This window comes from Rhodococcus sp. Eu-32 (genome assembly GCF_003336925.1).
Lineage (GTDB): Bacteria > Actinomycetota > Actinomycetes > Mycobacteriales > Mycobacteriaceae > Rhodococcoides > Rhodococcoides kyotonensis_B.
This window is the reverse complement of record NZ_QGNK01000004.1, coordinates 120,992-143,437: the sequence shown is the minus strand read 5'-3', so window position 1 is coordinate 143,437 and position 22,446 is coordinate 120,992. Positions and strand designations below refer to the sequence as shown.

At 65.7% G+C, this 22,446-nt stretch carries 24 protein-coding genes; 15 read left to right on the top strand and 9 right to left on the bottom strand.

All coding sequences use genetic code 11. From position 1 onward, the window contains the following. Positions 1-28: 28 nt before the first annotated feature. A complete protein-coding gene (locus DK926_RS06865; protein WP_114329794.1) occupies positions 29-1,234 on the bottom strand; it encodes a helix-turn-helix domain-containing protein in 1,206 nt (401 codons plus the stop codon). Positions 1,235-1,288: 54 nt separating this feature from the next. Here DK926_RS06865 and DK926_RS06860 point away from each other — a divergent pair, with 54 nt between their 5' ends. Next, positions 1,289-1,999 (top strand): hypothetical protein, encoded by a 711-nt coding sequence (locus DK926_RS06860; RefSeq protein WP_114329793.1) that lies wholly within the window; start codon positions 1,289-1,291, stop codon positions 1,997-1,999. Positions 2,000-2,089: 90 nt separating this feature from the next. Here DK926_RS06860 and DK926_RS06855 read toward each other — a convergent pair whose 3' ends face one another. Then, a complete protein-coding gene (locus DK926_RS06855) occupies positions 2,090-2,572 on the bottom strand; it encodes an Lrp/AsnC family transcriptional regulator (RefSeq protein WP_068431541.1) in 483 nt (160 codons plus the stop codon). Positions 2,573-2,607: 35 nt separating this feature from the next. Here DK926_RS06855 and DK926_RS06850 point away from each other — a divergent pair, with 35 nt between their 5' ends. Together DK926_RS06850 and DK926_RS06845 are read left to right on the top strand one after the other, a co-directional pair. After that, positions 2,608-3,390 (top strand): tyrosine-protein phosphatase, encoded by a 783-nt coding sequence (locus DK926_RS06850; RefSeq protein ID WP_114329792.1) that lies wholly within the window; start codon positions 2,608-2,610, stop codon positions 3,388-3,390. A gap of 24 nt (positions 3,391-3,414) precedes the next feature. After that, positions 3,415-3,939, top strand: coding sequence for a peroxiredoxin (locus DK926_RS06845; protein ID WP_114329791.1), 525 nt, complete (start codon positions 3,415-3,417; stop codon positions 3,937-3,939). Here the strand turns inward: DK926_RS06845 and DK926_RS26595 are convergent. Beyond that, the gene (locus DK926_RS26595) at positions 3,922-4,059 is read right to left on the bottom strand and encodes a hypothetical protein (RefSeq protein WP_165839524.1); all 138 of its coding nucleotides are present in this window, start codon (positions 4,057-4,059) and stop codon (positions 3,922-3,924) included. The two genes, DK926_RS06845 and DK926_RS26595, sit on opposite strands and share 18 nt — an antisense overlap. Positions 4,060-4,177: 118 nt before the next feature. Between DK926_RS26595 and DK926_RS06840 the strand changes: the two genes are divergently transcribed. Continuing rightward, positions 4,178-5,302, top strand: a complete 1,125-nt coding sequence (locus DK926_RS06840) for a methyltransferase (protein ID WP_114329896.1) — start codon at positions 4,178-4,180, stop codon at positions 5,300-5,302. A gap of 9 nt (positions 5,303-5,311) precedes the next feature. On the opposite strand, the gene DK926_RS06835 is transcribed toward DK926_RS06840, so the two are convergent. Beyond that, positions 5,312-5,734 (bottom strand): hypothetical protein, encoded by a 423-nt coding sequence (locus DK926_RS06835; RefSeq protein ID WP_068431529.1) that lies wholly within the window; start codon positions 5,732-5,734, stop codon positions 5,312-5,314. 217 nt (positions 5,735-5,951) lie between these two features. Between DK926_RS06835 and DK926_RS06830 the strand changes: the two genes are divergently transcribed. Further along, positions 5,952-6,800, top strand: coding sequence for a Bax inhibitor-1/YccA family protein (locus DK926_RS06830; protein WP_068431527.1), 849 nt, complete (start codon positions 5,952-5,954; stop codon positions 6,798-6,800). A 54-nt stretch (positions 6,801-6,854) separates the two neighbouring features. On the opposite strand, the gene DK926_RS06825 is transcribed toward DK926_RS06830, so the two are convergent. Together DK926_RS06825 and DK926_RS06820 are read right to left on the bottom strand one after the other, a co-directional pair. Further along, a complete protein-coding gene (locus DK926_RS06825; RefSeq protein ID WP_114329790.1) occupies positions 6,855-8,075 on the bottom strand; it encodes an acetyl-CoA C-acetyltransferase in 1,221 nt (406 codons plus the stop codon). Positions 8,076-8,136: 61 nt separating this feature from the next. Next, on the bottom strand, positions 8,137-9,093 hold the full coding sequence (locus tag DK926_RS06820) for an SGNH/GDSL hydrolase family protein (protein ID WP_207890764.1): 957 nt from the start codon (positions 9,091-9,093) through the stop codon (positions 8,137-8,139). A gap of 113 nt (positions 9,094-9,206) precedes the next feature. Here DK926_RS06820 and DK926_RS06815 point away from each other — a divergent pair, with 113 nt between their 5' ends. Beyond that, positions 9,207-10,592 (top strand): cystathionine beta-synthase, encoded by a 1,386-nt coding sequence (locus DK926_RS06815; RefSeq protein ID WP_114329895.1) that lies wholly within the window; start codon positions 9,207-9,209, stop codon positions 10,590-10,592. A gap of 56 nt (positions 10,593-10,648) precedes the next feature. Here the strand turns inward: DK926_RS06815 and DK926_RS06810 are convergent, their stop codons facing one another. Continuing rightward, positions 10,649-11,833, bottom strand: coding sequence for an acyl-CoA dehydrogenase family protein (locus tag DK926_RS06810; RefSeq protein WP_114329788.1), 1,185 nt, complete (start codon positions 11,831-11,833; stop codon positions 10,649-10,651). A 73-nt stretch (positions 11,834-11,906) separates the two neighbouring features. On the opposite strand from DK926_RS06810, the gene DK926_RS06805 reads away from it, so the two are divergent. Next, a complete protein-coding gene (locus DK926_RS06805; RefSeq protein ID WP_068432487.1) occupies positions 11,907-13,082 on the top strand; it encodes a cystathionine gamma-synthase in 1,176 nt (391 codons plus the stop codon). A 3-nt stretch (positions 13,083-13,085) separates the two neighbouring features. Further along, positions 13,086-13,868 (top strand): aspartate/glutamate racemase family protein, encoded by a 783-nt coding sequence (locus DK926_RS06800; protein WP_068432457.1) that lies wholly within the window; start codon positions 13,086-13,088, stop codon positions 13,866-13,868. Here DK926_RS06800 and DK926_RS06795 read toward each other — a convergent pair. Beyond that, the gene (locus DK926_RS06795; protein WP_114329787.1) at positions 13,827-14,399 is read right to left on the bottom strand and encodes a TetR/AcrR family transcriptional regulator; all 573 of its coding nucleotides are present in this window, start codon (positions 14,397-14,399) and stop codon (positions 13,827-13,829) included. The two genes, DK926_RS06800 and DK926_RS06795, sit on opposite strands and share 42 nt — an antisense overlap. A 95-nt stretch (positions 14,400-14,494) precedes the next feature. Here DK926_RS06795 and DK926_RS06790 point away from each other — a divergent pair, with 95 nt between their 5' ends. The 7 genes from DK926_RS06790 to DK926_RS06760 all read left to right on the top strand — a co-directional run bounded on the left by DK926_RS06790 (position 14,495) and on the right by DK926_RS06760 (position 21,232). After that, entirely contained in the window at positions 14,495-15,748 is a 1,254-nt protein-coding gene (locus tag DK926_RS06790; RefSeq protein WP_114329786.1) for an MFS transporter, read from the top strand. A gap of 126 nt (positions 15,749-15,874) precedes the next feature. Next, a complete protein-coding gene (locus DK926_RS06785; protein WP_114329785.1) occupies positions 15,875-17,485 on the top strand; it encodes an ABC transporter substrate-binding protein in 1,611 nt (536 codons plus the stop codon). Beyond that, positions 17,440-18,516 (top strand): ABC transporter permease, encoded by a 1,077-nt coding sequence (locus DK926_RS06780; RefSeq protein WP_114329784.1) that lies wholly within the window; start codon positions 17,440-17,442, stop codon positions 18,514-18,516. Before DK926_RS06785 ends, DK926_RS06780 begins: the two co-directional genes overlap by 46 nt. Beyond that, a complete protein-coding gene (locus DK926_RS06775; RefSeq protein ID WP_114329783.1) occupies positions 18,509-19,330 on the top strand; it encodes an ABC transporter permease in 822 nt (273 codons plus the stop codon). Before DK926_RS06780 ends, DK926_RS06775 begins: the two co-directional genes overlap by 8 nt. Beyond that, positions 19,327-20,238, top strand: coding sequence for an ABC transporter ATP-binding protein (locus tag DK926_RS06770; RefSeq protein ID WP_114329782.1), 912 nt, complete (start codon positions 19,327-19,329; stop codon positions 20,236-20,238). The genes DK926_RS06775 and DK926_RS06770 overlap by 4 nt, the downstream gene beginning before the upstream one ends. Further along, the gene (locus tag DK926_RS06765) at positions 20,235-20,903 is read left to right on the top strand and encodes an ATP-binding cassette domain-containing protein (RefSeq protein ID WP_114329781.1); all 669 of its coding nucleotides are present in this window, start codon (positions 20,235-20,237) and stop codon (positions 20,901-20,903) included. Before DK926_RS06770 ends, DK926_RS06765 begins: the two co-directional genes overlap by 4 nt. A 35-nt stretch (positions 20,904-20,938) precedes the next feature. Next, entirely contained in the window at positions 20,939-21,232 is a 294-nt protein-coding gene (locus DK926_RS06760) for a PASTA domain-containing protein (RefSeq protein ID WP_068432436.1), read from the top strand. 1 nt (position 21,233) lies between these two features. Here DK926_RS06760 and DK926_RS06755 read toward each other — a convergent pair whose 3' ends face one another. Continuing rightward, positions 21,234-22,280 carry a ferredoxin--NADP reductase gene (locus DK926_RS06755; protein ID WP_114329780.1) on the bottom strand — a complete coding sequence of 349 codons (1,047 nt, stop codon included), beginning with the start codon at positions 22,278-22,280 and terminating at the stop codon, positions 21,234-21,236. Positions 22,281-22,446 lie beyond the last annotated feature (166 nt).

Here is a 22,446-nt window from a genome sequence, read left to right as displayed (position 1 = left end):
ACCTTGCCTGCATCCGGCAAAAACAGCTCTAGAGCCGACGATTCTCCGGCCAACCGAGCAGCCTTGCCCCGAAGACAGCGGTTTGCAGCGCGAACCGCTCACCCGAATCGGCGACGTCGTGCCCGGTCAGTTCGGCGATCCTGGCCAGTCGATAGGTGACCGCACGCACCGACAGATGCATGGACCGTGCCGTCATGGCGGCGTTGCCACCGGATTCGAAGAATGCGAAGAGTGTCTGCAGCAGCGGTTCTGCACCCCCGCGTGACGAGAGAAGGGGGGTCAGCACCGTGTCGACGAGGTCGGTGATGGCAGGCCGATCGTCGAGCAACACTCGGTAGACCAGGAGTTCCCGCGCGTCGACGACAGGTGCGTCCATGCCCAGTTTGGACGCGAAGTCCAACGCGTCGACCGCTTCCCGATAGGACGACGACACCCCGGCAGCGCTGCTCCCGGTGCGGCCGACGCCGATGCGATGCGACCAGTCGCCGTCCACGCGTACCTGCTTGATCGCTGTTCGAAGGCCGTCGAGCACGTGTGTGACCGCCTGCTGGTCCGGCGCGGAGAAGACGACGACCAGCCTGCCTTCCTTGCTGGCGACGAGAGTGCCCGCGTCGCCCTTGCTGCCTTCGACGGCACGTTCGACGTCGACGATCGCGGATCCCGCGTCCGTGAACGGGTCGTCGGCGGCGACGACAGCGACGCAATGCGGGCCCGTCAGATCTAGACCGAAATTCTCGGCGCGGCCGAGAACACCGGCGACGTCTGCACTCCCGGACAACAGATCGTCGACGAACTCGCGTCGAGCCGACACCTCCGCGCGCACGAGCGACCGTCGCGCGAGCTGGAAACCCTCGGCGAGTTCTGCGACCGCGTCGTCGGACGCGCGCAACATCACCTCGCCCGCGGTGACGACAGCCTGCGGGTCGTGCTCCGCGTCGAGGACCGCCGGGAGGTTGCGCCACAGTCGCCACACCGACGACAGGTACAGGTCGAGCAGCGCACGCAACGGCACGCCCTGACGTGCGGCGGCGTCACCCTTGATGCGCAACGTGCCGAGCTGACGCCTCGTCAACGGTCTACCTGCGGACACGGCTGACGTCAGAACTTCGAGGAAGTCACCGAGCAATTCGGTGGACAGTCCTCCCGCATCGAGGGCGGCGAGCCGCGCAACCTCGAGACGTGCAACCTCGAGACGTGCGTCCTCACTACTCGCGGAATCCGACTCGGCTGCCATCCTGTCGATCGTATGTGGCGGCGTAGCTGCACACCGACCGGGTAATCCACGCGCATGAACCCGCTCGACGAAGAACTGGATCGCCGTCGCAGTGCGACCGGTGAGCATCGGTTGCCTCCCACGGTCGCTGTCGTCGTCGCAGCTGCGACCTATGCCCTGCTGCCGAGTTCCCTGCAGCTCGGACCTCGCCTGATCGTGCCCATCGTCGAACTGGCGCTGTTGCTGGCGCTGATCGCGACGAACCCGAGGCGTATGACGCGCGAGACGAAGTGGTCGCGCATCGTGTCGGTCGTACAGGCCGCAATCGTCATCGTGACGAACCTGGTCGCGCTGGGTCTGCTCATCACGACGCTGATGGACCCGGCCGCCGAAGGTGGGTCGCTGCTGCTGGCCGCGCTGCAAATCTGGTCGACGAACGTCATCGGGTTCGGCTTGCTGTACTGGGAGCTGGATCGAGGGGGGCCGGTGGCCCGCCGCAAGCTGCGTCGAGACGCGATGCCGCCCGCCGACTGGCGGTTCTCTCAGGACGAGAACGACGATGCGGTGCGGGAAGTAGCGGTCGGGGCCAGCAAGTCGTCGGGATGGGTGCCGACGTTCGTCGACTACCTCTATCTGTCGCTCACCAACTCGAGCGCTTTCAGCCCGACGGACACCATGCCGCTGACGTCACGCGCCAAGATGCTCATGGGACTTCAGGCGAGTGCTGCATTGCTGACGTCGCTACTGGTGATCGCGCGCGCGGTCGGATCGCTCGGCGGCGGCTGAGTGGCCAACGACATCGCGGCCGCACAGGAGCTGGGATGGGTTACGGTCGAAACGGGGTCGGCGCTGCGTCGGGGGCGGCGCCGAACCCGACTACCTGTTGGTCGGCGAACTTGCGGCGCGTTCGAGGATGGGCGTCGTACGGTACGGGATCAATTCCCTCATCGCGATCGACATGTTCGTGCGTTCGACGCCGGGGATTTTCAGTATCAGGCCGGCGACGCGATACAGATCGTCGGCGTCCACCGCGGCGATTCGGATGTGCATGTCGGACGCACCCGACAGACCGAACACCTCGAGCACTTCCGGAATCGTGCGGAGGTGATCGGTGACCTCGGCGAGCTTGTGCTGGTCGACGCGGGTGGTCACGAATGCCTGCAATGCGTAGCCGAGACTCCCGGGCCGCACCCGGTGGTCGATCGGAGTGAGAGCGTCCTTCTCTTCCCATCGAGTCAGGCGGGCCTGCACGGTATTTCGAGAGAGCCCTAGCGTCGTCGCCAGTTCGACCCCGGTCGCGCGCGGCTTGTCGCATAGCGCGAGGAGGAGTCGAGCGTCGGTGCGGTCGAGGTCCGTCATGGGTCCACGATATGCGTCTTGGTTACTGTGCATCCATGGCAGATACGAGCGTGCGCGATCAGTTTCGGTTGTCCGGTGCGTGGAATTTCCGCGACGTCGGAGGTGCGCGTACAGCGGACGGTCGTCGGGTTCGATCGGGTGTGCTGCTGCGGTCGTCCGAGCTGACGCGTCTCGACGACGACGGACGCGCCGAGATGAGCCGACTCGGAGTGCGTCACGTGTTCGACCTGCGTGGTGACTCGGAGATCGAGCGCAGCGGACGCGACCTCGTACCCGACGGAGTCGTCGTGCACAACCTGCCGTACCACAACCACCGGGGTGAGCGGGCTCCGCACGAGGCCGGAGCCAGCGTCGACCCCGAGGCCCAGCTGCGCTACATGATGCGTGCGTACACGTCGTTTCCGACGCTGAAGGGCGCGCACGCGGCGATTCGTTCGGTGGTCACGTCGCTGAGCAACGACGAAGGCCCGGTCCTGGTGCACTGCGCGGCGGGAAAGGATCGTGCCGGCTGGACCGTCGCGACCGTCCTGCGCGCAGTCGGGGTCACCGAGTCCGACGTCCTCGCGGACTTTCTGACCAGCAACACCGCCATCGAGCCGCTGCGAGCCCACCTCGAACAGGTGTGGGCTCCGCGAGAAGGTGGAACGCCCGTCGAGTTGACCGACGCGGTTCTCGGCGTCACCGAGGCCTACTACCGTCACGGAATCGAGGTCGCGACCGAAGAACACGGCTCGTTCGACGGTTATCTTCGGGCGATCGGTGTGACCGCAGACGACCTGGAGAAGTTGAAGCGAACACTGCTCGTTGACGAGAACTGAACGTCGGCACGTACCCTGTCGTGCATGCGTACTGGCGAAACCGCGCCGGACTTTCGGCTTCCCGACCATACGGGGAACGTTCGAAGTCTGAGTGACATGGTGGACAGAGGCCCCGTGGTCCTGTTCTTCTACCCGGCGGCGTCGAGTCCGATCTGCACGGCGGAGGCCTGCCACTTTCGCGATCTGGGCCGCGCGTTCGAATCGCTCGGCGCTCAGCGAGTCGGTATCAGTACGGACACCACCGATCGACAGTCGCATTTCGCCTTGCAGAGGTCGTTCGACTATCCGTTGCTGGCCGATTCGGACGGTTCGGTGGCCGAGCAGTTCGGTGTGCGCCGCGGCGGCTGGTTGATGCGGCGGCGTCGGATGAAGGACATCGAACGGCGACGAACCCACACCGTCGAACGCGGGCTGCTGCGTCGGCTGCTGTCGGTGAAACGGACGACGTTCGTCATCGACACGAATCGCGTCGTACGGTTGGTGGTCACGAGCGAACGCGCGAACGTGCACGCGGACAAGTCGTTGGACTATCTACGGTATCTGTCCTGATGTTCCGTCTCCGCTGAACAACGACGTGTAGACGACGGGTTCGGTGTTCTGCGTGGGCGCGTCGTCCTGCACGGAATCCTTGTGGCTGAACAGCGTCTCGATCTTCTTCGGTGATTCCATCGACCGAGCATGCTCCCGATTCGGTGAAAATGCCATCGAGGCGCGCCGAACGCGACCGAAATTGTGCCGCGTGCAACGTGTTTGGCACCTCCGATGCGGGGATGAAACACTGATGGACATGCACGACGTCGAATCCGTCTTGAACGGCCTACGCCGCTATCCCGATGCGGAGGCGCCCAATCTGTTCGCGTCGGATGCTGCCGATCGGCTGATTCTCGACACCGCAGCCGACGCACTGGCCGAGGTCGGTGGACGCGACGTGGTCGTGATCGGCGATCGCTACGGGGCGCTGACATTGGGTGCAGCGGCGATCGTGGAGACGAATGACATTCGTGTACATCAGGATCCGATCACGGGGGAGATCGCACTCGGGCGTAACGCGTCGGCGCTGGGGATGGCCGACACCTACCGGAACCTCCCACTCGGCAGGGATCTTCTGAACGGTGCACGGCTGGTCGTGATGCAGTTGCCTCGAAGTTTGGCCGAATTGACCGAAATCGCCGAGAACATCGCCGCATTCGCGGCTCCCGACGTGCGGGTGTTCGCCGGTGGTCGAGACAAGCACATGACTCCTGCGATGAACGGCGTGCTGGGCGCGAGCTTCGACTCCGTGATCGCGGGCCGCGGGCGTCAGAAGTCTCGGGTGATCACGGCGTCGACCCCGATCCGTCGGGCGCCCGAGAGTTACCCGGTCAGCGAGCGACTCGACGACGTGGGGCTGACCGTCGTCGCGCACGGTGCCGTGTTCGCGGGAGCGAAACTGGACATCGGCACGAGATTCCTCGCGTCGTTCCTGCCGGAGATGAACCCCGATGCGCGTGACATCGTCGACTTGGGTTGCGGGACGGGCATTCTCGCGTGCCTGCTCACTCGGGACAGGACGGCCGCACGAGTGGTGGCGACCGACCGGTCCGCTGCCGCGACGGCGTCCGCTGCGGCCACCGCTGCGACCAACGGACTGGACCTGTCGGTGATTCGCGACGACGCCATGTCCACGTTCGATTCCGCGTCCGTCGATCTGATCGTGTGCAATCCGCCGTTTCACGAGGGCGCGTCGCTTCACACCGGAAGTGCGGAAAAACTGTTCGCTGCGTCGGGCCGCGTGCTGCGACCGGGCGGCGAGCTGTGGACCGTGTACAACTCGCACTTGAACTATCGAGGCGAGCTCCGCGCGGCCGTCGGGCCGACCGAGACGGTGGGCAAGAACGCCAAGTTCACCGTGACTCGATCGACCATCGGCTGAGCCGACGTCCTATTCGACGGGTCCGCCGTCCTCCGGGGTGCCGTCGATCTGCCCGCGGTCGCGGCCACGATCCTCCACCAGCGTGCCCTCGATGATCTCGGCCTGACGCTGACCGTCGGCGTAATCGATGTCGGGATCCTCGTCGGACTCGAGAATCTCCTTGTCGACGAGATCTTCGGTCAGTTCCGCGTCGGGTGTCTCGGACACCGCGCGCTCGTCGTTCTCGAGCGGAACATCCGGTTCTTCTTCGCTGAGCTTCTCGTCGAGGCTCTCGCCCTGGAGAGCTTCCTCGGGCGTCGTGCCGAACTTGTCGGCTTCGCTCCAGTGATCCGGCGGTTCGACCGTCGAGTCGCCGTCGTCGTTGCGCAGTTCGTCGGAATCCAGGCTTTCACTCTGGTCGAGGGTCTGATCCGTTCCGTCATCGTTCATCATCACGCTATCGACAATGCCCACTGATGTCGGACGGGAAACCGGACGTCGCTGTCCGACGAGTCGCTCCAGACGGTAGAGTCCGATTTGTCGGAAGTTCTCGGGTCCGACTGGGAACTTTTGTCCGTATGTGGGAGTTTTACATACAGCTGTCGGCGACGAGTCGACGCAAGGTCCTCCAGCCACGAAGGGCTTGCAACCTCAGAAGGGAAGAAACACGGTGCGCACCTCCAGCAACCCGGTGTTCCGCAACCTGCCCAAGCAGGAGGGCGGCGGATACGCCACTTTCGGCACTGCGACGGCTGGTGCCTCGCAGGCCACTCAGCAGTTCGGACAGCCGCAGACGTACGGCGAGCCCTACCAGGCCGGGCCGACTTCGCGGGCCATGACCATCGACGACGTCGTCACCAAGACCGGAATCACGCTCGGTGTGCTGACCGTCTCGGCGATCATCTCCTATGTCCTCTCCAGCGGTAACCCGTCGCTCGCCCCGATGTTCGTCATCGGCGGCGCCATCGTCGGCCTCGTGCTGGTGCTCGTCGCGACCTTCGGTCGCAAGATGGACAACCCGGCCATCGTCCTGGCGTACGCCGTCGCCGAGGGTCTGTTCCTCGGTGCTCTGTCTCTGATGTTCACGGACGTCATGTTCGGCGGCGTGGGCGGCGCTGCCCTCATCGGCCAGGCCGTTCTCGGTACGTTCGGCGTGTTCTTCGGAATGCTCGTCGTCTACAAGACCGGCGCCATCCGCGTCACGCCTCGGTTCACCCGCATGATCATCGGCGCGCTCATCGGCGTCGTGGTTCTCGCGCTCGGTAACCTGATCGCCAGCTTCTTCGTCGACGGCGGCTTCGGCCTTCGCGACGGTGGTCCGATCGCGATCATCTTCAGCCTCGTCTGCATCGGCATCGCGGCATTCAGCTTCCTGCTGGACTTCGACCAGGCCGACCAGCTCATCCGCGCACAGGCTCCGGAGAAGGCAGCCTGGGGCGTTGCGCTCGGACTGACCATCACGCTCGTCTGGCTGTACGTCGAGATCCTGCGTCTGCTCAGCTACTTCCAGAACGACTAGCACCTACACGAGAAAGGCCCCCGCTGATGCGGGGGCCTTTGTCGTATCCGGGTGTCAGCTGAGGCGCTCGAGCACCATTGCCATGCCCATGCCGCCGCCGACGCACATGGTCTCGACGCCGAACGTCTTGTCGTGCGTGGTCAGGTTGTTCAGCAGTGTCGTGGTGATGCGGGCGCCGGTCATGCCGAACGGGTGTCCGACGGCGATAGCGCCACCGGAGACATTCAGCTTGTCGTGGTCGATGCCGAGGTCACGAGCGGACCCGAGGACCTGCACCGCGAACGCTTCGTTGATCTCGAACAGGTCGATGTCGGAGATCGACATGCCCGCGATCGACAGTGCCTTGCGCGTCGCCTCGATCGGTCCGAGGCCCATGATCTCGGGCGACGTGCCGGTCACGCCGGTCGAGACGATCCGGGCGAGCGGGGTCAGGCCGAGAGCCTTGGCTTTGGTGTCACTCATGATCACCAGTGCCGCGGCGCCGTCGTTGAGCGGGCACGCGTTGCCGGCGGTCACGGTTCCGTTCGGACGGAAGACCGGCTTGAGTTCGCTGATCTTCTCGTACGTCGTGCCGGCGCGCGGGCCGTCGTCGGTGCTGACGACGGTGCCGTCGGGCAGCGTGACCGGGGTGATCTCGCGTTCGAAGAAACCGGACTTGATTGCGTCCTCGGCGCGGTTCTGGCTTCGAACGCCCCAGTGGTCCTGCTCCTCACGGGAGATGCCGGTCAGCAGGGCGACGTTTTCGGCGGTCTGGCCCATGGCGATGTAGGCGTCCGGCAGCTGTCCGCTCTCGCGAGGGTCGGTCCAGCTGTCGGCGCCTTCCTCGGCGACTTTCTTGGTGCGTGCTTCGGCGCTCTCGAACAGTGGGTTGTGGCTCTGCGGAAGCGAATCGGAGCTGCCGTGGACGAAACTGGAGACGCTTTCCACGCCGGCGGAGATGAAGACGTCGCCTTCGCCTGCCTTGATCGCGTGCAGCGCCATGCGGGTGGTCTGCAGCGACGACGAACAGTAGCGGGTGACGGTGGTTCCGGGCAGCGAGTCGTAGCCGAGGAGTACCGCGACGATCCGAGCGAGGTTGTTGCCCTGCATGCCGCCGGGCAGGCCGCATCCGAGCAGGAGGTCGTCGATGTCGGTGGGGTCGAGCTCGGGAACCTTCGCGAGCGCCGCCGACACCATCTGCACGGTCAGGTCGTCGGGACGGACGTCCTTCAGCGAGCCTTTCATCGCGCGGCCGATCGGGGAACGAGCGGTACTGACGATCACTGCTTCTGGCATGAACTCTCCTTCGTTGGGTGATACAGCTTCTGGTTACCGGCGAGTAGCAAGAAATCTAGCGTCAGCCGCCCGCTCCTTGGATTTCGGCACCACGTCTGCGTAGGAAACGATCGAGCGACGCCGCGGCGCGCGGCGCCAACCGACGTGATTCCACGGCCTCGGAGACCTGGGGGAGCTCTGGCAGCGGACCGCCGTTCCACTCGCCGAGCGCGGCGGCGAGGACGGGCAGCAGTTGCTGCGCAGCGAGTTCGTAACCCGCCGCGGACGGATGAAAGCGGTCCGGTGAGAACATCGTGTCGGGGGCGGCCAGAAATTCGGGCGCGAGGAGATCGGCCAGCGCGACCGGGTGGCCGCCGGCGGCGAGCGTCGCAGCGGTCTGAGCGCGCGCAAGGCGAAGGCCCCAATTGCGGACGACGGTGCGCAGTGGCTGCGGAATGGCGGTGACGACGCCCAGATCGGGGCACGTCCCCACGACGACGACCGTGCCCTTCGCGGTCAAGCGCTCGACGGCGGCTCCGAGCCTCGCACCCGACGCGGCGATCGAGAACTTCTTGGTGACGTCGTTGGCGCCGACGAGGATGACTGCGGCGTCGGGTGCGGGACCGGCGACGAACATGGCGTCGACTTGGCCCTCGAGGCCCTTGGACGTCGCACCGCCGATCGCCTTGGTGCTGAGGCGGATCTGTTTTCCCGTTTCGTCGGCAAGGCCACGTGCGACGAGAACGCCCGGAACCTCGTCGGCGATCACGCAGCCGACACCGGCCGCGGTCGAGTCGCCGAAAATCATCAGATGAATATCTGCTGAACTTCCCATTCGCCAGGGCCGCGGCGTCCGATCACCTGGTCCATAGATGCCGTCGGCCTCGGGCGGTTTGGCCGTCGACCGGCCGATCACGCCTCTCGCGGAAGTGGCTTGGGACATCAGATGTCGGTACATCGCCCACGACGCCGTCCCAGCTGACGAGCCTGCGAGGACTGTTGCCGCACCGGCTCTCGCCGCAATGCGCCATCGACTCATGGGCACTGTTGATCTCCTTCGCTGAGCGCCACGATTTCCATCGTATGCATTTCCGGCGCGTCGTCACGGCGGTACCGAAGAGCGCGCTGCGGCGCGTCTGGGAAGATGGCACCATGCGCATCGCACAGCACGTCACCGAACTCATCGGCAACACTCCGTTGGTCAAGCTTTCCTCCGTTGTCGGCGACAACGCGGGGATCGTTGCTGCCAAGATCGAATACCTGAACCCCGGCGGCTCGTCCAAGGACCGCATCGCCGTGAAGATGATCGACGCGGCCGAGGCGTCGGGCGAGTTGAAGCCGGGCGGCACCATCGTCGAGCCCACCTCGGGCAACACCGGCGTCGGCCTTGCGCTCGTCGCTCAGCAGCGTGGATACAAGTGCGTGTTCGTGTGCCCCGACAAGGTCGGCGAGGACAAGCGCAACGTGCTTCGCGCGTACGGCGCCGAGGTCGTCGTTTGCCCGACGGCAGTCGCGCCCGAGGACCCCAACAGTTACTACAGCGTCTCCGACCGTCTCGTTCGTGAGATCGACGGCGCATGGAAGCCCAACCAGTACGCCAACCCGGCGGGACCGCAGAGCCACTACGAAACCACCGGTCCCGAGATCTGGGCGGACACCGACGGCAAGATCACGCACTTCGTGGCAGGCGTCGGCACCGGCGGCACCATCTCCGGCACCGGCAAGTACCTGAAGGAGGTCTCCGGCGGCAAGGTCAAGGTCATCGGCGTCGACCCCGAGGGCTCGGTGTACTCCGGCGGCACCGGACGGCCGTACCTGGTCGAGGGCGTCGGCGAGGACTTCTGGCCGACCGCGTACGACCCGTCGATCCCCGACGAGATCATCGCCGTGTCCGACGCCGACTCGTTCGACATGACGCGTCGCCTCGCCCGTGAAGAGGGTCTTCTCGTCGGCGGCTCGTGCGGTATGGCTGCAGTCGCCGCGATCAAGGTCGCCGAGCGTGAAGGTCCCGACGCCGTCGTGGTCGTGCTGCTGCCCGACGGTGGCCGCGGATACCTCGCGAAGATCTTCAACGACGACTGGATGTCGTCGTACGGCTTCCTGCGTTCACGGCTCGACGGCAAGACGGGCGAGCCGTCGGTCGGCGACGTGCTGCGAGGCAAGTCCGGCGCACTGCCCGACCTCGTGCACACGCACCCGTCCGAGACCGTGCGCGACGCCATCGAGATCCTGCGTGAGTACGGCGTCTCGCAGATGCCGGTCGTCGGTGCCGAGCCGCCCGTCATGGCCGGCGAAGTTGCGGGCAGTGTCACCGAGCGCGACCTGTTGAGCGCAGTGTTCGAGGGGCGCGCGACGCTCGCCGACCCCGTCGCGAAGCACATGAGCCCGCCGTTCCCGCTGATCGGTGCGGGCGAGAACGTCTCCGACGCCACCAAGGCGCTCGGCGAGACCGATGCGCTCATGGTCGTCGAAGAGGGTAAGCCGGCAGGCGTCATCACCCGGCACGATCTCCTCGGGTTCCTCAGCAAGGGGGCATAGCCCCCTGTGAGTGCGAATGTAGAGCCCGCTATACGTTCGCACTCACATGGGAGCGCCTACCGAACCGCGCTGGAACCGGTGAGCGCCTGACCGATGACGAGCTGATGCACCTCGGAGGTGCCCTCGTACGTCAACACCGACTCCAGGTTGTTGGCGTGTCGTAGCACCGGGTACTCGAGCGTGATTCCGTTCGCCGCCAGGATGGTTCGGCATTCGCGAGCAATCTTCAGCGCCTCGCGTACGTTGTTCAGCTTGCCGACCGACACCTGCTCGCCGCGCAGTTCACCCTTGTCCTTCAGTCGGCCGAGGTGCAGTGCGAGTAGCTCGCCCTTCCCGAGTTCGACGGCCATGTTCGCGAGCTTCGCCTGCGTGAGCTGGTAGCCCCCGAGCGGCTTGTCGAACACCTCGCGCGTCTTGGAGTACTCGATCGCCGATTCGAGGCAGTCCCTGGCCGCTCCCATCGCGCCGAACACGATGCCGAATCTGGCTTCGTTCAGGCAGCCCAGCGGGCCGCCGAGTCCGCGTGCCTCGGGCAGCATCGCGCTCTCCGGCAGCCTGACGCCGTCCAGAACGAGCTCACCGGTGATGGACGCCCGCAGCGACAGCTTCTTCTTCACGGTGTTCGCCGTGAAGCCCGGTGCGTCCGTCGGAACGACGAAGCCACGGATCTTGTCGTCGGTCTGCGCCCAGACGATCGCGACGTCGGCGACGGGACCGTTGGTGATCCACATCTTGCTGCCGTCGAGAATCCAGTCGCTGCCGTCTTTCCTCGCGCGCGTCCGCATTCCACCGGGGTTCGAGCCGTAGTCGGCCTCGGTCAGCCCGAAGCAGCCGATCAGGTTTCCCTCGGCCATGCCGGGAAGCCACTGCTGCTTCTGCTCCTCGGACCCGTACTTCCAGATCGCGAACATCGCGAGCGATCCCTGCACCGAGACGAGACTGCGGATACCGGAGTCCATCGCCTCGAGTTCCATGCAGGCGAGTCCGTATGCCGTCGCCGACGTGCCCGCGCAGCCGTACCCTTCGAGATGCATACCGAGCAGACCCAGGGCCCCTAGTTCTTTCGCGAGTTCGCGCGCGGGGACGGTGCCCTCCTCGAACCAGTCGGCGAGGTGCGGGCGAATTCGGTCGTTGCCCAACGCACGCACCGTGGCTCGGATGTCCTTCTCCTCGGTGTCGAGCAGGGTCTCGAAGGCGAAGAGTTCGTCGACGCTCTGCGAGCGTGAAGTCGAATCGGCCACGATGGGTGCCTCTTTCTTCTCGGCGGTGTCTCCCGCAGGCTACTCAGTTCTGCTGCCTATTAGGCTGGAAGGCATGAGTGAGCAGCGCAGCAAGGCAGACAGCACCTCCTGGCAGGGGTTTTCCACCAAGGCGGTTCATGCCGGGTACGAACCCGATCCGCTGACGGGCGCGGTCAACGTGCCGATCTACGCGAGCTCGACGTTCGCTCAGGACGGCGTCGGCGGTATGCGCAGCGGCTTCGAATACGCACGCACCGGTAATCCGACGCGTCGGCCGCTCGAGGCGAACCTCGCGGCGATCGAGTCGGGCACCTACGGGCGCGCGTTCTCGTCGGGCATGGCTGCGACGGACGCGCTGCTGCGCGCGACCTTGCGTCCCGGCGATCACCTCGTCATTCCGAACGACGCGTACGGCGGTACGTTCCGCCTGATCGACAAGGTGTTCACGCAGTGGGGAATCGAGTACTCGGTCGCCGCGGTCTCCGACGTCGACGCCGTGCGTGACGCCATCCGCCCCAACACGAAGCTCGTGTGGGTCGAGACGCCCACCAACCCGCTCCTGAACGTCGGTGACATCGAGGCGCTTGCCGGTGTCGCGCACGAGGGCAATGCGAAGCTCGTCGTCGACAACACGTTCGCGTCGCCCTACCTGCAGCAGCCGCTGCAGCTCGGTGCCGACGTCGCATTGCACTCGACGACCAAGTACATCGGCGGACACTCCGACGTCGTCGGTGGCGCGCTCGTCACCGACGACGAGGAGCTCGACGCGGCGTTCGCGTTCCTGCAGAACGGCGCAGGCGGCGTTCCCGGACCGTTCGACGCGTTCTTGACGCTGCGTGGCATCAAGACTCTCGCCCTGCGCATGGAACGTCACAGCGACAACGCGGAGAAGATCGTGGAGGTGCTCTCCGGCCACTCGGCCATCTCGCAGGTCATCTACCCGGGTCTCGCCGAGCACCCGTCGCACGCGGTCGCCGCCAAGCAGATGCGGCGCTTCGGCGGCATGATCTCGGTGCGGTTGAAGGGCGGCAAGCAGGCTGCGCTGGACTTCTGCGCGCGCACGGAGATCTTCACGCTGGCCGAGTCGCTCGGCGGCGTCGAGTCGCTCATCGAGCACCCCGGTGCGATGACGCACGCGTCGACGGCCGGTTCCTTGCTCGAGGTTCCGGACGACCTGGTGCGTCTGTCGGTCGGTATCGAAGACGGTGCCGATCTCGTCGGCGACATCGAGCAGGCGCTGGGTCAGTAAGGAATGATCGTCGGACTGATCGACTCGGGACTCGGAATGTTGCCGACGTCGGCACATCTTCGAACACTGCGTCCCGAGCTCGATCTGTTCCTCCTCATGGACCCGGACGGGGCTCCGTGGGGACCGAAGGCCGACGAGTGGGTCGTCGATCGTGTACTCGGGACCGCCGATCGGGCCGTTGCGTCCGGCGCGGAGGTGATCGTGTTGCCGTGCAACACGGCAAGCGTCACCGCGTTGACGCACCTGCGTGCTCACCTGGGTACGGCCGTTCCCGTCGTCGGCACGGTTCCCGCGATCAAACCCGCTGCGGCAGAACATGATCGGATTGCCGTCTGGGCAACGGCGGCGACGACGGCGAGTGCCTATCAAGCGCGGTTGATCGAGGATTTCGCACCCGGTCGTACCGTGTCTGCGATCGCCTGCCACGGGCTGGCCGACGCCATCGATCGGGGTGACAGGGACGGCATCTCACGCGCCATCGATGCCGCCGCGGCCGCGACGCCCTCGGATGTCGAGGCCGTCGTGCTCGGGTGTACGCACTACCCGCTCGTCGCCGCCGAGATCGCGGCGGCACTCCCGGACGGTGTCACGCTGTTCGACAGCGCGGAAGCCGTTGCGCGACAGACCCTTCGGCGCATCGACCAGTTGGGTCGGCCTGCGTCGGGATCGGGTGCGGTGACGGTGTCGCTCAGCGGACGTGACGGCAGCCTCCCGGCGAGCGCGCTGGCGCACCACGAAGGACGGTTACTCGCCGGCCTCGTACTGGAACAGTCGATCGACCAGTGAGCGCGCATAGCTGACGTCCGTACCGCCGAGTCCGAACAGGATGCGGAAGTACAACGGCGCGACGACGTGATCCATGACGTCGTCGCGTGTGGGGGCGGGCTCCCCGCGGTCGCGGGCGTGCCCGAGGATGGTGTCGATCTGCAGTTCGCGCTTGTCGAGGCAGTGACTCTTGCCTGTGTCGTCCTTCGTCGATCCCACGACAGTGCGCAGAAACGAGGTGCGTTCGGGTCGTGCTATGTCGGTGACGAGGAATTCGCACCAGATGGCCAGATCGCGATGAAGGTCACCGGTGTCGGGCACCGGGCCGTCGGCCGTCAGGACTTCCATCGCCACCTCGGTGCGTAAGGCGTCGAGGTCGCCCCACCGGCGATACACGGTGGTGGCAGCCACGCCTGCGCGTTCGGCAACCAAGGGAATCGACATGGCGTCGACCTCTTCACCGATCAGCTCGGTGACCGCCCGATGAACATCGGCGCGGACACGGGCGCTGCGCCCGCCCGGGCGGGCCGTACGGCGATCGGTAACGGACATTTGTCCATTATTGCAAACGGATTGGCGTTAGTGCAGCCATCGGTCTATCGTCGTCTAAAGCAATAGAAATTGCGTTAGGCGCTTGGGGAGGTTCCATGACTGAGACGGTTGCGCCCGAAACGGCGAAGCGATCGGCCCGACGGATGCCACCTTCGATCGCGTTCGTCGCGATCGGAGTGACGTATCTCGTCGTCATGGCGTCGTCGGCGGCACCGTCGCCGCTGTACCCGGTCTATCAGCAAGCATGGGGCTTCTCGTCGACCACGCTGACGGTCGTGTTCGCCGTGTACGCGCTCGCTCTGCTCGTGGCGCTGTTGGTTGTCGGAAGCCTGTCCGACCATGTGGGTCGGAAGCCGATCATGTTCGGAGCGCTCGGACTTCTCGTCGTCAGCCTCGTGCTGTTCGTCGTCGCCGACGACGTGCCGACTCTGATCGCGGCGCGCGTCGTGCAGGGACTGGCCGCGGGAACGGCAACGGGGGCTCTGAGCGCAGCCGTGATCGATCTACAGCCGTCGGAGTGGTCAGGCCCGCTGGTGAACAGTGTGGCACCGTCGATCGGATTGGCCACCGGTGCACTGGGTTCCGGGCTGCTGGTTCAACTCGCACCGGCACCGACGGTTCTCGTCTTCGCGCTCCTGATCGCGTCGACGGTCCTCCTGGCGGCAGTGTTGTTGTTCGTGCCGGAGACATCGGCCTTGCACGGCGTGGAATCACGTCGCCACCTTGCACAATTGCTCCGGCCGAAAGTCTCGATCCCGGAAGGTATTCGCGCGCAGTTCCTGTTGATCGTCCCGGTATTGATCGCAACGTGGTCGCTCGGCGGGTTCCACCTGTCGCTCGGGCCGTCGATCATGGGTTCGTTGTTCGGCATCGACAATCACATCGTCGGCGGGCTGGAGATCTTCGCCCTCTTCTTCTCGGGTTCCGCTGCGGCCGCGACGGTTCGGCATCGACCACCTCGAGCTGTGATGATCGGCGGGGCGATCGTGTTGTCCGTCGGTGTCACTGCGTCGTTGATCGCCGTCGCTGCCGGATCGGTAACGCTGTACTTCACAGGTGCGGTCGTCGCCGGGGCAGGGTGGGGTAGTGCCTTCCTGGGTGCGATGCGCACGCTCGGCGCGCTGGTTCCCGCGGCCGAGCGAGGCAGTGCCTTCGCGACCACGTTCGTCATCAGTTACACCGCATTCAGCGTTCCTGCCGTGGTCGGTGGCCTGGCGGTTCACCGTTTCGGTCTGGAGCCGACCGCAGTGGTCTACGGCGGGATGGTGATCGTGCTGGCGCTGGCGTCGTCGGTGGGCAGCATCGTCGCCTCGAGGCGCGAGCGAAGCGCTGTGGCAGTTCAGGTCTGAGCCCTACCCGATCGTCCAGTCTTGCCGGACGACCGGGCGGTAGTCGGTCGTCTCGCTGCCGTCCCTCGTCGTCTGTGGGACTATTTGTTTATCTGAACAAGTGCTCAGATGAACGAAGGAGGGTCGATGGCTCGGTCAGGACTGGCTGTGGGCGCTGCATCCCTGTGCGCTCTCGCACTGGCTGCGTGCAGCGCGCCGACGAACTCGTCGGGCTCGTCGGCCCAGGACGGTCTCGTCCTCGCGGACGGCTACGAACTCGGTGGCTACAACCCGATCGCCGGTTACGGTGCCGCGGGTGAGGCCAAGATGTACGACGGGCTGCTGAAGCTCGACGGCACCGACGGTCTTCCCGGTTTCGAACCGTCCCTCGCGACGGAGCTCCCGACTGCCAATGCCGACGCGACCGTCTGGACGGTTCCGTTGCGCAAGGGTGTCACGTTCTCCGACGGGTCGACGTTCGACGCGGCGGATGTCGTCGCCACCTACGACGCCATCCTGAATCCGGCGTCGGCGTCGGAGGCACGGTCGTCGTTCGACATGATCACCGAGGTGACCGCGCTCGACCCTCGGACCGTCGAATTTCGTCTCGCCTATCCCTATTCGGCGATGCCGACGAAGATGCTGATCGGCATCGTACCGTCGGAATCCGTTGCGACCGAGGGGCTTGCGGCCGAGTCGAGTCTGAACACCGCGCCGATCGGGACCGGCCCGTACACGCTTGTCGACCTGTCTCCCGACCGCGCGGTGTTCGAAGCCAACGAGGACTATTTCGGCGGCGCACCGGAAGTGAAGAAGTTGACTCTACTGTACGTTCCGGATGACAACACCCGAGCCCAGCGTATGGCGGCGGGGGAGATCGACGGAACCAACCTCCCGCCGCTGCTCGCCGAGACTCTCGACGGACGTGACGGAATGTCGTTGACCGCCAACACGTCTGCGGACTGGCGAGGTGTGTCCCTGCCGACCGACAATCCCGTCGCAGGGGACAAGGCGATGCGGATGGCGTTGAACCTCGCCGCGAACCGCCAGTCGATGGTCGACAACATCCTCGGCGGACACGGCCGCCCCGCCGCGACACCCATCCCGGAGGTGTACGGCGCCGCGTACGAGCCATCGGCTGCGTTCCCCTACGATCCCGCTGAGGCGGAACGGCTCCTGACTGCGGCGGGGTGGGTCGTCGGGCCCGACGGCATACGCGCCAGGGACGGGGTGCGTGCCGAGTTCTCGGTGATGTACAACGCGTCGGACACCGTGCGACGGGATCTGGCCCAGGCGTTCGCATCCGATGCGTTGGCGGTCGGCGTCGAAGTGAATCTGGAGGCTTTGTCCTGGGACCGGATCGACCCGCGCATTTCGTACGACGCGACGCTGCTCGGCGGTGGTTCCGAACCGTACGACCCGGATACCCAGGCATATAACGCACTCGATTCCGAGTTCGTGAAACCGGGAGTCGGCAGCATCTACGACAACGCGAGCGACTACTCGAACCCGGCCGTCGATGCTGCGCTCGAGGCCGGACGTCGGAGCCTCGACCCAGCCGAACGTGACGCGGCGTATCGCGACATGCAGCGGGCGTACGTCGACGATCCCGGTTACGTCTATCTGGTGTTCCTCGACCACACGTACGTGTCGGAGGATTCGGACTGGACGAAGTCCGGGCCGATCCTCGAACCGCATGCGCACGGTGTGACATGGGGACCGTGGTGGTCGCTGCAGACGTGGACGAGGCAGTCGTGACGGCCACGATCGCGCGGCCCGACGCGAGGACCACGACGCGTCACGACCCGAGTACGCGTCGCCGAGGGATCCTCGCCATGATCGGCCGCCGGCTGATGTTCGTGATTCCGGTGTGCGCTGCGGTGTCCGCGGGTTTGTTCGCGGCCGCGTCGATTTCGCCGTTCGATCCGCTCGTCGCCTATCTCGGAGTTCGGTACACGACGACGTCGGATGCCGACAAGCAGATGATCGCCGAGCAGCTCGGCTTGGATCAGCCCTGGTACACCACGTACTGGCAGTGGGTGCAGGGTCTGTTCACCGGTGACCTGGGCATGTCGAGGTCCTTCGGGCAACCGGTCGTGGACGTGCTGACCGAGCGCGTGCCGTGGACGTTGCTGCTCGCAGGCGTCGGGCTTGCGCTCGCCGTGACGGTCGCACTGGTTCTCGGCGTCCTCGCAGGAATTCGAAGCGGTGGCATCCTCGACCGCGCAGTCACCGCCCTGTGCATCACGATTCAAGGCCTGCCGCCTTTCGTGCTGTCGCTCGGCGCGATCGCGTTGTTCGCACTCGGGCTCGGCTGGCTGCCGGTCGCCGGGCTGACGGACGCGGGCGCCGACCCGACGTTCGCCGGCGTCCTGACACACATGGCGCTCCCGGTCGCGGTTCTCGCGCTGTCGCAGCTGCCGTGGTTGCTGCTGGCGGTTCGCGAGTCCGTATCGGTCTCGCGCGGAGAGGACTTCGTCGCAGGCGCAGTGGCACGTGGTATTCCGACGTCGACGATCACACGGAAGCACATCGTCCCGACATCGCTCGCCCCGTTCGTCAACGTCGTCGGCGTGCGACTGCCGGAGCTCGTCGTCGGCGCCGTCCTCGTCGAGGAAGTGTTCTCGTGGCCAGGAATCGCCGGAGCCATCGTGCAATCCGCGCGTGATCTGGACATGGCGTTGCTCGCGTTTCTGACGATCGGAACGACGTTGGCGGTACTGCTCGGATCGCTCCTCGCCGATGTGGTTGTCGCACTTCTGGATCCGCGAGTGACGACCGATGGATAGGCGCAGGCTCGCCGTCGCGGGCGCGGTTCTGGCTGTGCTCGCGCTGTATGCGGTGTTCGTGCCGTGGCTGTCGGGAGTGGACGATCGTGTCACCGACTTCGCTGCGGCCAGGCAAGGGCCGTCGACGTCCCACTGGTTCGGTACGGATTCGGCAGGTCGAGACCTGCTCGTCCGCAGCGCGGCAGCGATCCGTACGTCTCTGGTGATCGCCGCCGCGTGTGCGCTGTTGGCGACGGTGATCGGAGCGGCCGTCGGAACGATCGCCGGACTGTGGGGTGGCCCGGTGGACCGCGTCGTCATGCGCAGTACCGACGCGATCAACGCGTTGCCGCACCTGCTGCTCGGGATCGTCATCGTCGCAATGTTCCGCGGTAGCCTCGTCGCGATCGTGCTGTCGATCGCGCTGACGCACTGGACGCAGGTCGCGCGCATCGTGCGGTCGGAGATACTCGGCCTGCGTGGACGGCCTTACATCGACGCGGCGGTCCTTGCAGGCGCGAGTCGCACGCATGTCATCACGCGGCACATGGTGCCGGCGATCCTGCCGCAGGCTCTGGTCGCCGTCGTTCTGCTTCTGCCGCATGCGATCTGGCACGAATCCACCCTGTCCTTCCTGGGCTTCGGACTGCCGCCGCACGAACCCAGTCTCGGAACTCTGCTGTCCGAAGCAAGGAGTTCGTTGCTGCTCGGTGGCTGGTGGACTCTGGTGTTTCCTGCCGGGATCCTCGTCCTGGCCACGGTGTCGGTGGCCGCTGCGGGATCGGCACTACGCGCGGCGACGGTCCCGCCCAAGCCTTCGGAGCTCCGACTGTGACTGCACTGACGATCGACGACCTGACGATTCGTATTCCACTGGGCAACGGCTCGGTCGTGCACGCCGCGACGGGCGTGAATCTGTCCGTCCCGGCAGGCACGGTCACGGCGTTGGTCGGTGAATCCGGCTGCGGCAAATCGATTCTCGCGTCGGCCGTGATGGCGATGTTGCCCGTCGGATCGAGGGTGTCGGGATCGATCGAGGTCACGACTGCGGATCGCACGGTCGATGTCCTCACCGACAGCGGTTTCCGCGGCCGCGACGTCGCGCTGATCCCGCAGTCCGCATCGTCGTATCTGACGCCGGTGCGGACGGCTCGGTCGCAGCTCGACGAGACCATCCGAGTGCTCGGGTCACGCCATCGTGCCGACGAACTCGCGCGCACCGTCGGTCTCGACCCTGCCGACCTGGACCTGTACCCACACGAATTGTCCGGCGGCATGGCCGGGCGCGTCGCCATCGCGGGCGCACTCGTCGGCGACCCCGCGGTGATCGTCGCCGACGAGCCCACGGCGGGCCTCGACGGGGAACTGACCGATCGGGTTCTGCGCCTCCTGCGTCGATGTGCCGACGACGGGGCCGCGGTCCTGCTGATCACTCACGACCTGGCGTCGCTCGTGCGCACGGCCGTCGCCGATCGAGTCGCGGTGATGTACGCGTCGCGCATCATGGAAACGGGTCCCGCCGCACTGGTTCTGGACGAGCCGCTTCACGACTACACGCGGGATCTGGTGAACGCGTTACCGTCGCGAGGGCTCCATCCCATGCCGGGTACCCCGCCACAACTCACCGATCTGCCGGGTGAGTGCGTCTATCACCTGCGCAGACCGGACACCGTCATGTCCGGCGGACCGACCGAACTGGTCACGATCGGCAGCAGGGCATACCGAACGAGGGTGAGTGCATGAGTCTCGACGCAGTCGGAATCACCGCGGGATATACCGGTACGTCGAACGTGCTGCAGGACGCGTCGCTGTCGGTGTCGGCCAGAGAGATCGTAGGTCTCGCCGGACCGTCGGGCTCCGGGAAGTCGACGTTGGCGCGGGTGTTGGCGATGTTGCTCGAACCGCGCGCGGGGACGGTGACCATCGACGGAAGTACAGTCCGAGGAACAGGTTTCGGCGTGCCCGCGGCCATGCGGCGTCAGGTGGCGATGCTGTTCCAGTCGCCACGCGCCGCGACGGATCCACGAATGTCGTTGCGGTCCATCATCGAACAGCCCGCCGCCATCGTAGGGCGGACGATCGTCGCGCACGATCTCGCCGCACGTGTCGGCCTGACGCCGGATCTGCTGACGCGTCGTCCACACCAGGTGAGCGACGGGCAGCTGCAACGAGCATGTGTCGCACGGGCACTGGCGCAGGAGCCGAAGTATCTGATCTGCGACGAGGCGACGGCCATGCTCGACGCGGCTACGACGGCCTCGATCATGCACGTCATCCGGGACGAGGCCGAAGAAACGGGAATGGGTGTCCTGCTCATCAGCCACGACACCGAACTGCTGAATGCGCTGTGCACCCAGGAAGTCCACAGCATGGACGGCGTGGACTTTCAGGGTAGGCGTGCAACCTGAAGAGGTCAGCAATTCACTTCTCCGTAGGAGTCATCGTGCGCAACTCGTTCAAGAAGACCGCCGCAGTTCTCGCCGCCGTCGGATCGTTGTCCCTCGGCGGTGCGTCACTGGCCTCCGCGGCAACGGCCGACACCCTCACGGTTCCCGACGTCACCGGGTATTCGGCTCCGGCAGCGGTTCGTGTACTCGAGGACGCGGGCTTCACCAACGTCGTCGTCTCCGGTCCTTATGCGCACGACTGGGATACGACGGTCACCCGCACGTCGCTCGCCGCGTCGACGACTGCTGCCGAAACCCAGCCGATCACCGTGTTCGTCGATCCGTGGTGAGTCAGAACCGAATCTCGACGCGGTCGCTGACGGGACGTGCCTGGCAACCGAGGATCATCCCGTCGGCGATGTCGTCCTCGTCGAGGACGTCGGTGTTCTCCATCGCGACTTCACCGCCTACCCTGGTGCACGCGCACGACCCGCACTCACCCTCGCGGCACGAGTAGGGGACGTCGATGCCCTCGGCGAGCATGATGTCGACGAGCGTCTTGTCACGCGGCCACGCGAGAGTGTGTGTCAGGCCGTCGAGTTCGACGACGGCGACCGCGTCGTCCGCCTGGACAGGATTTTCGACGACCTCTGCTTCGGCGACAGCGGCGAACGGGTCGCCGACGAGCGAGGTGAAGATCTCCCGTCGTACTCGGTTCCGCGGAAAACCGCTCGACGCAAGTGCTTTGACGGCCGCATCCATGAACGGCCCGGGCCCGCACACGAATGCACAACGGTCACGACACGGCGCCGCGAAAGTGGCCAATTGGTCGACGGTCGGTATGCCCTGCAGCGATTCGAGCCAATGTACGACGGTCAACCGTCGGGGATATTCGGCTGCAAGCGTCCGTAGTTCGTTCGAGAAGATGACGGAGTTCTCGTTGCGATTCGCGTAGAACAGAGTCACCGTTCCGATGCCTTCGCTCAGTGCCGACTTCAGAATCGACATGATCGGCGTGATTCCCGACCCGGCGGCGACGAGCAGGAAATCGTCGTCGAGGTCCTTCGGGGTGAATCGCCCCGACGGGGGGAGCACCTCGATCGTGTCTCCCGGCTCGACGTTGTCGCAGACCCAGTTGGAGCCGTAACCGTCGTACGTGCGTTTGACGGTCACCTTCGGCGGTTCACCGCGGTGCGGTGAACTGGACAGGGAGTAGCAGCGAGCGACTGCGCCCGTTCTCTCGCTCGGAATTCGTACGGTCAGAAACTGGCCTGGTAGATACTCGAACGTGTCGGGTGGGTCGAAGACGAGGGACCGCGCTTCGGGGGTCTCGTCGACGACCTCGGCGACCCTGAGCAGCAGAGATCGGTTACCGCGGCGTGCGTCGGCTGTCGCCATCGGGCGTCCTCTCGTCCATAACTGTAACGTGTTCTAGTTTTGCACGCCGGCTACGGTATGTCGACTGCCGGTCGCTCGTCGCCCTGCCCGATCGGGTAGGTGCCCACCTGCCCGGCCGCTGGTGGGAACTTCGGTCGCCGTCCCGCTAGGGTTGTAACGTGAATCA

Coding starts and splice junctions, on each gene's coding strand:
- DK926_RS06865 (WP_114329794.1), bottom strand. CDS start 1,234: ATGGCAGCCGAGTCGGATTCCGCGAGTAGTGAGGACGCACGTCTCGAG.
- DK926_RS06860 (WP_114329793.1), top strand. CDS start 1,289: ATGAACCCGCTCGACGAAGAACTGGATCGCCGTCGCAGTGCGACCGGT.
- DK926_RS06855 (WP_068431541.1), bottom strand. CDS start 2,572: ATGACGGACCTCGACCGCACCGACGCTCGACTCCTCCTCGCGCTATGC.
- DK926_RS06850 (WP_114329792.1), top strand. CDS start 2,608: ATGGCAGATACGAGCGTGCGCGATCAGTTTCGGTTGTCCGGTGCGTGG.
- DK926_RS06845 (WP_114329791.1), top strand. CDS start 3,415: ATGCGTACTGGCGAAACCGCGCCGGACTTTCGGCTTCCCGACCATACG.
- DK926_RS26595 (WP_165839524.1), bottom strand. CDS start 4,059: ATGGAATCACCGAAGAAGATCGAGACGCTGTTCAGCCACAAGGATTCC.
- DK926_RS06840 (WP_114329896.1), top strand. CDS start 4,178: ATGCACGACGTCGAATCCGTCTTGAACGGCCTACGCCGCTATCCCGAT.
- DK926_RS06835 (WP_068431529.1), bottom strand. CDS start 5,734: ATGATGAACGATGACGGAACGGATCAGACCCTCGACCAGAGTGAAAGC.
- DK926_RS06825 (WP_114329790.1), bottom strand. CDS start 8,075: ATGCCAGAAGCAGTGATCGTCAGTACCGCTCGTTCCCCGATCGGCCGC.
- DK926_RS06820 (WP_207890764.1), bottom strand. CDS start 9,093: ATGAGTCGATGGCGCATTGCGGCGAGAGCCGGTGCGGCAACAGTCCTC.
- DK926_RS06815 (WP_114329895.1), top strand. CDS start 9,207: ATGCGCATCGCACAGCACGTCACCGAACTCATCGGCAACACTCCGTTG.
- DK926_RS06805 (WP_068432487.1), top strand. CDS start 11,907: ATGAGTGAGCAGCGCAGCAAGGCAGACAGCACCTCCTGGCAGGGGTTT.
- DK926_RS06800 (WP_068432457.1), top strand. CDS start 13,086: ATGATCGTCGGACTGATCGACTCGGGACTCGGAATGTTGCCGACGTCG.
- DK926_RS06795 (WP_114329787.1), bottom strand. CDS start 14,399: ATGTCCGTTACCGATCGCCGTACGGCCCGCCCGGGCGGGCGCAGCGCC.
- DK926_RS06790 (WP_114329786.1), top strand. CDS start 14,495: ATGACTGAGACGGTTGCGCCCGAAACGGCGAAGCGATCGGCCCGACGG.
- DK926_RS06785 (WP_114329785.1), top strand. CDS start 15,875: ATGGCTCGGTCAGGACTGGCTGTGGGCGCTGCATCCCTGTGCGCTCTC.
- DK926_RS06780 (WP_114329784.1), top strand. CDS start 17,440: ATGGGGACCGTGGTGGTCGCTGCAGACGTGGACGAGGCAGTCGTGACG.
- DK926_RS06775 (WP_114329783.1), top strand. CDS start 18,509: ATGGATAGGCGCAGGCTCGCCGTCGCGGGCGCGGTTCTGGCTGTGCTC.
- DK926_RS06765 (WP_114329781.1), top strand. CDS start 20,235: ATGAGTCTCGACGCAGTCGGAATCACCGCGGGATATACCGGTACGTCG.
- DK926_RS06755 (WP_114329780.1), bottom strand. CDS start 22,280: ATGGCGACAGCCGACGCACGCCGCGGTAACCGATCTCTGCTGCTCAGG.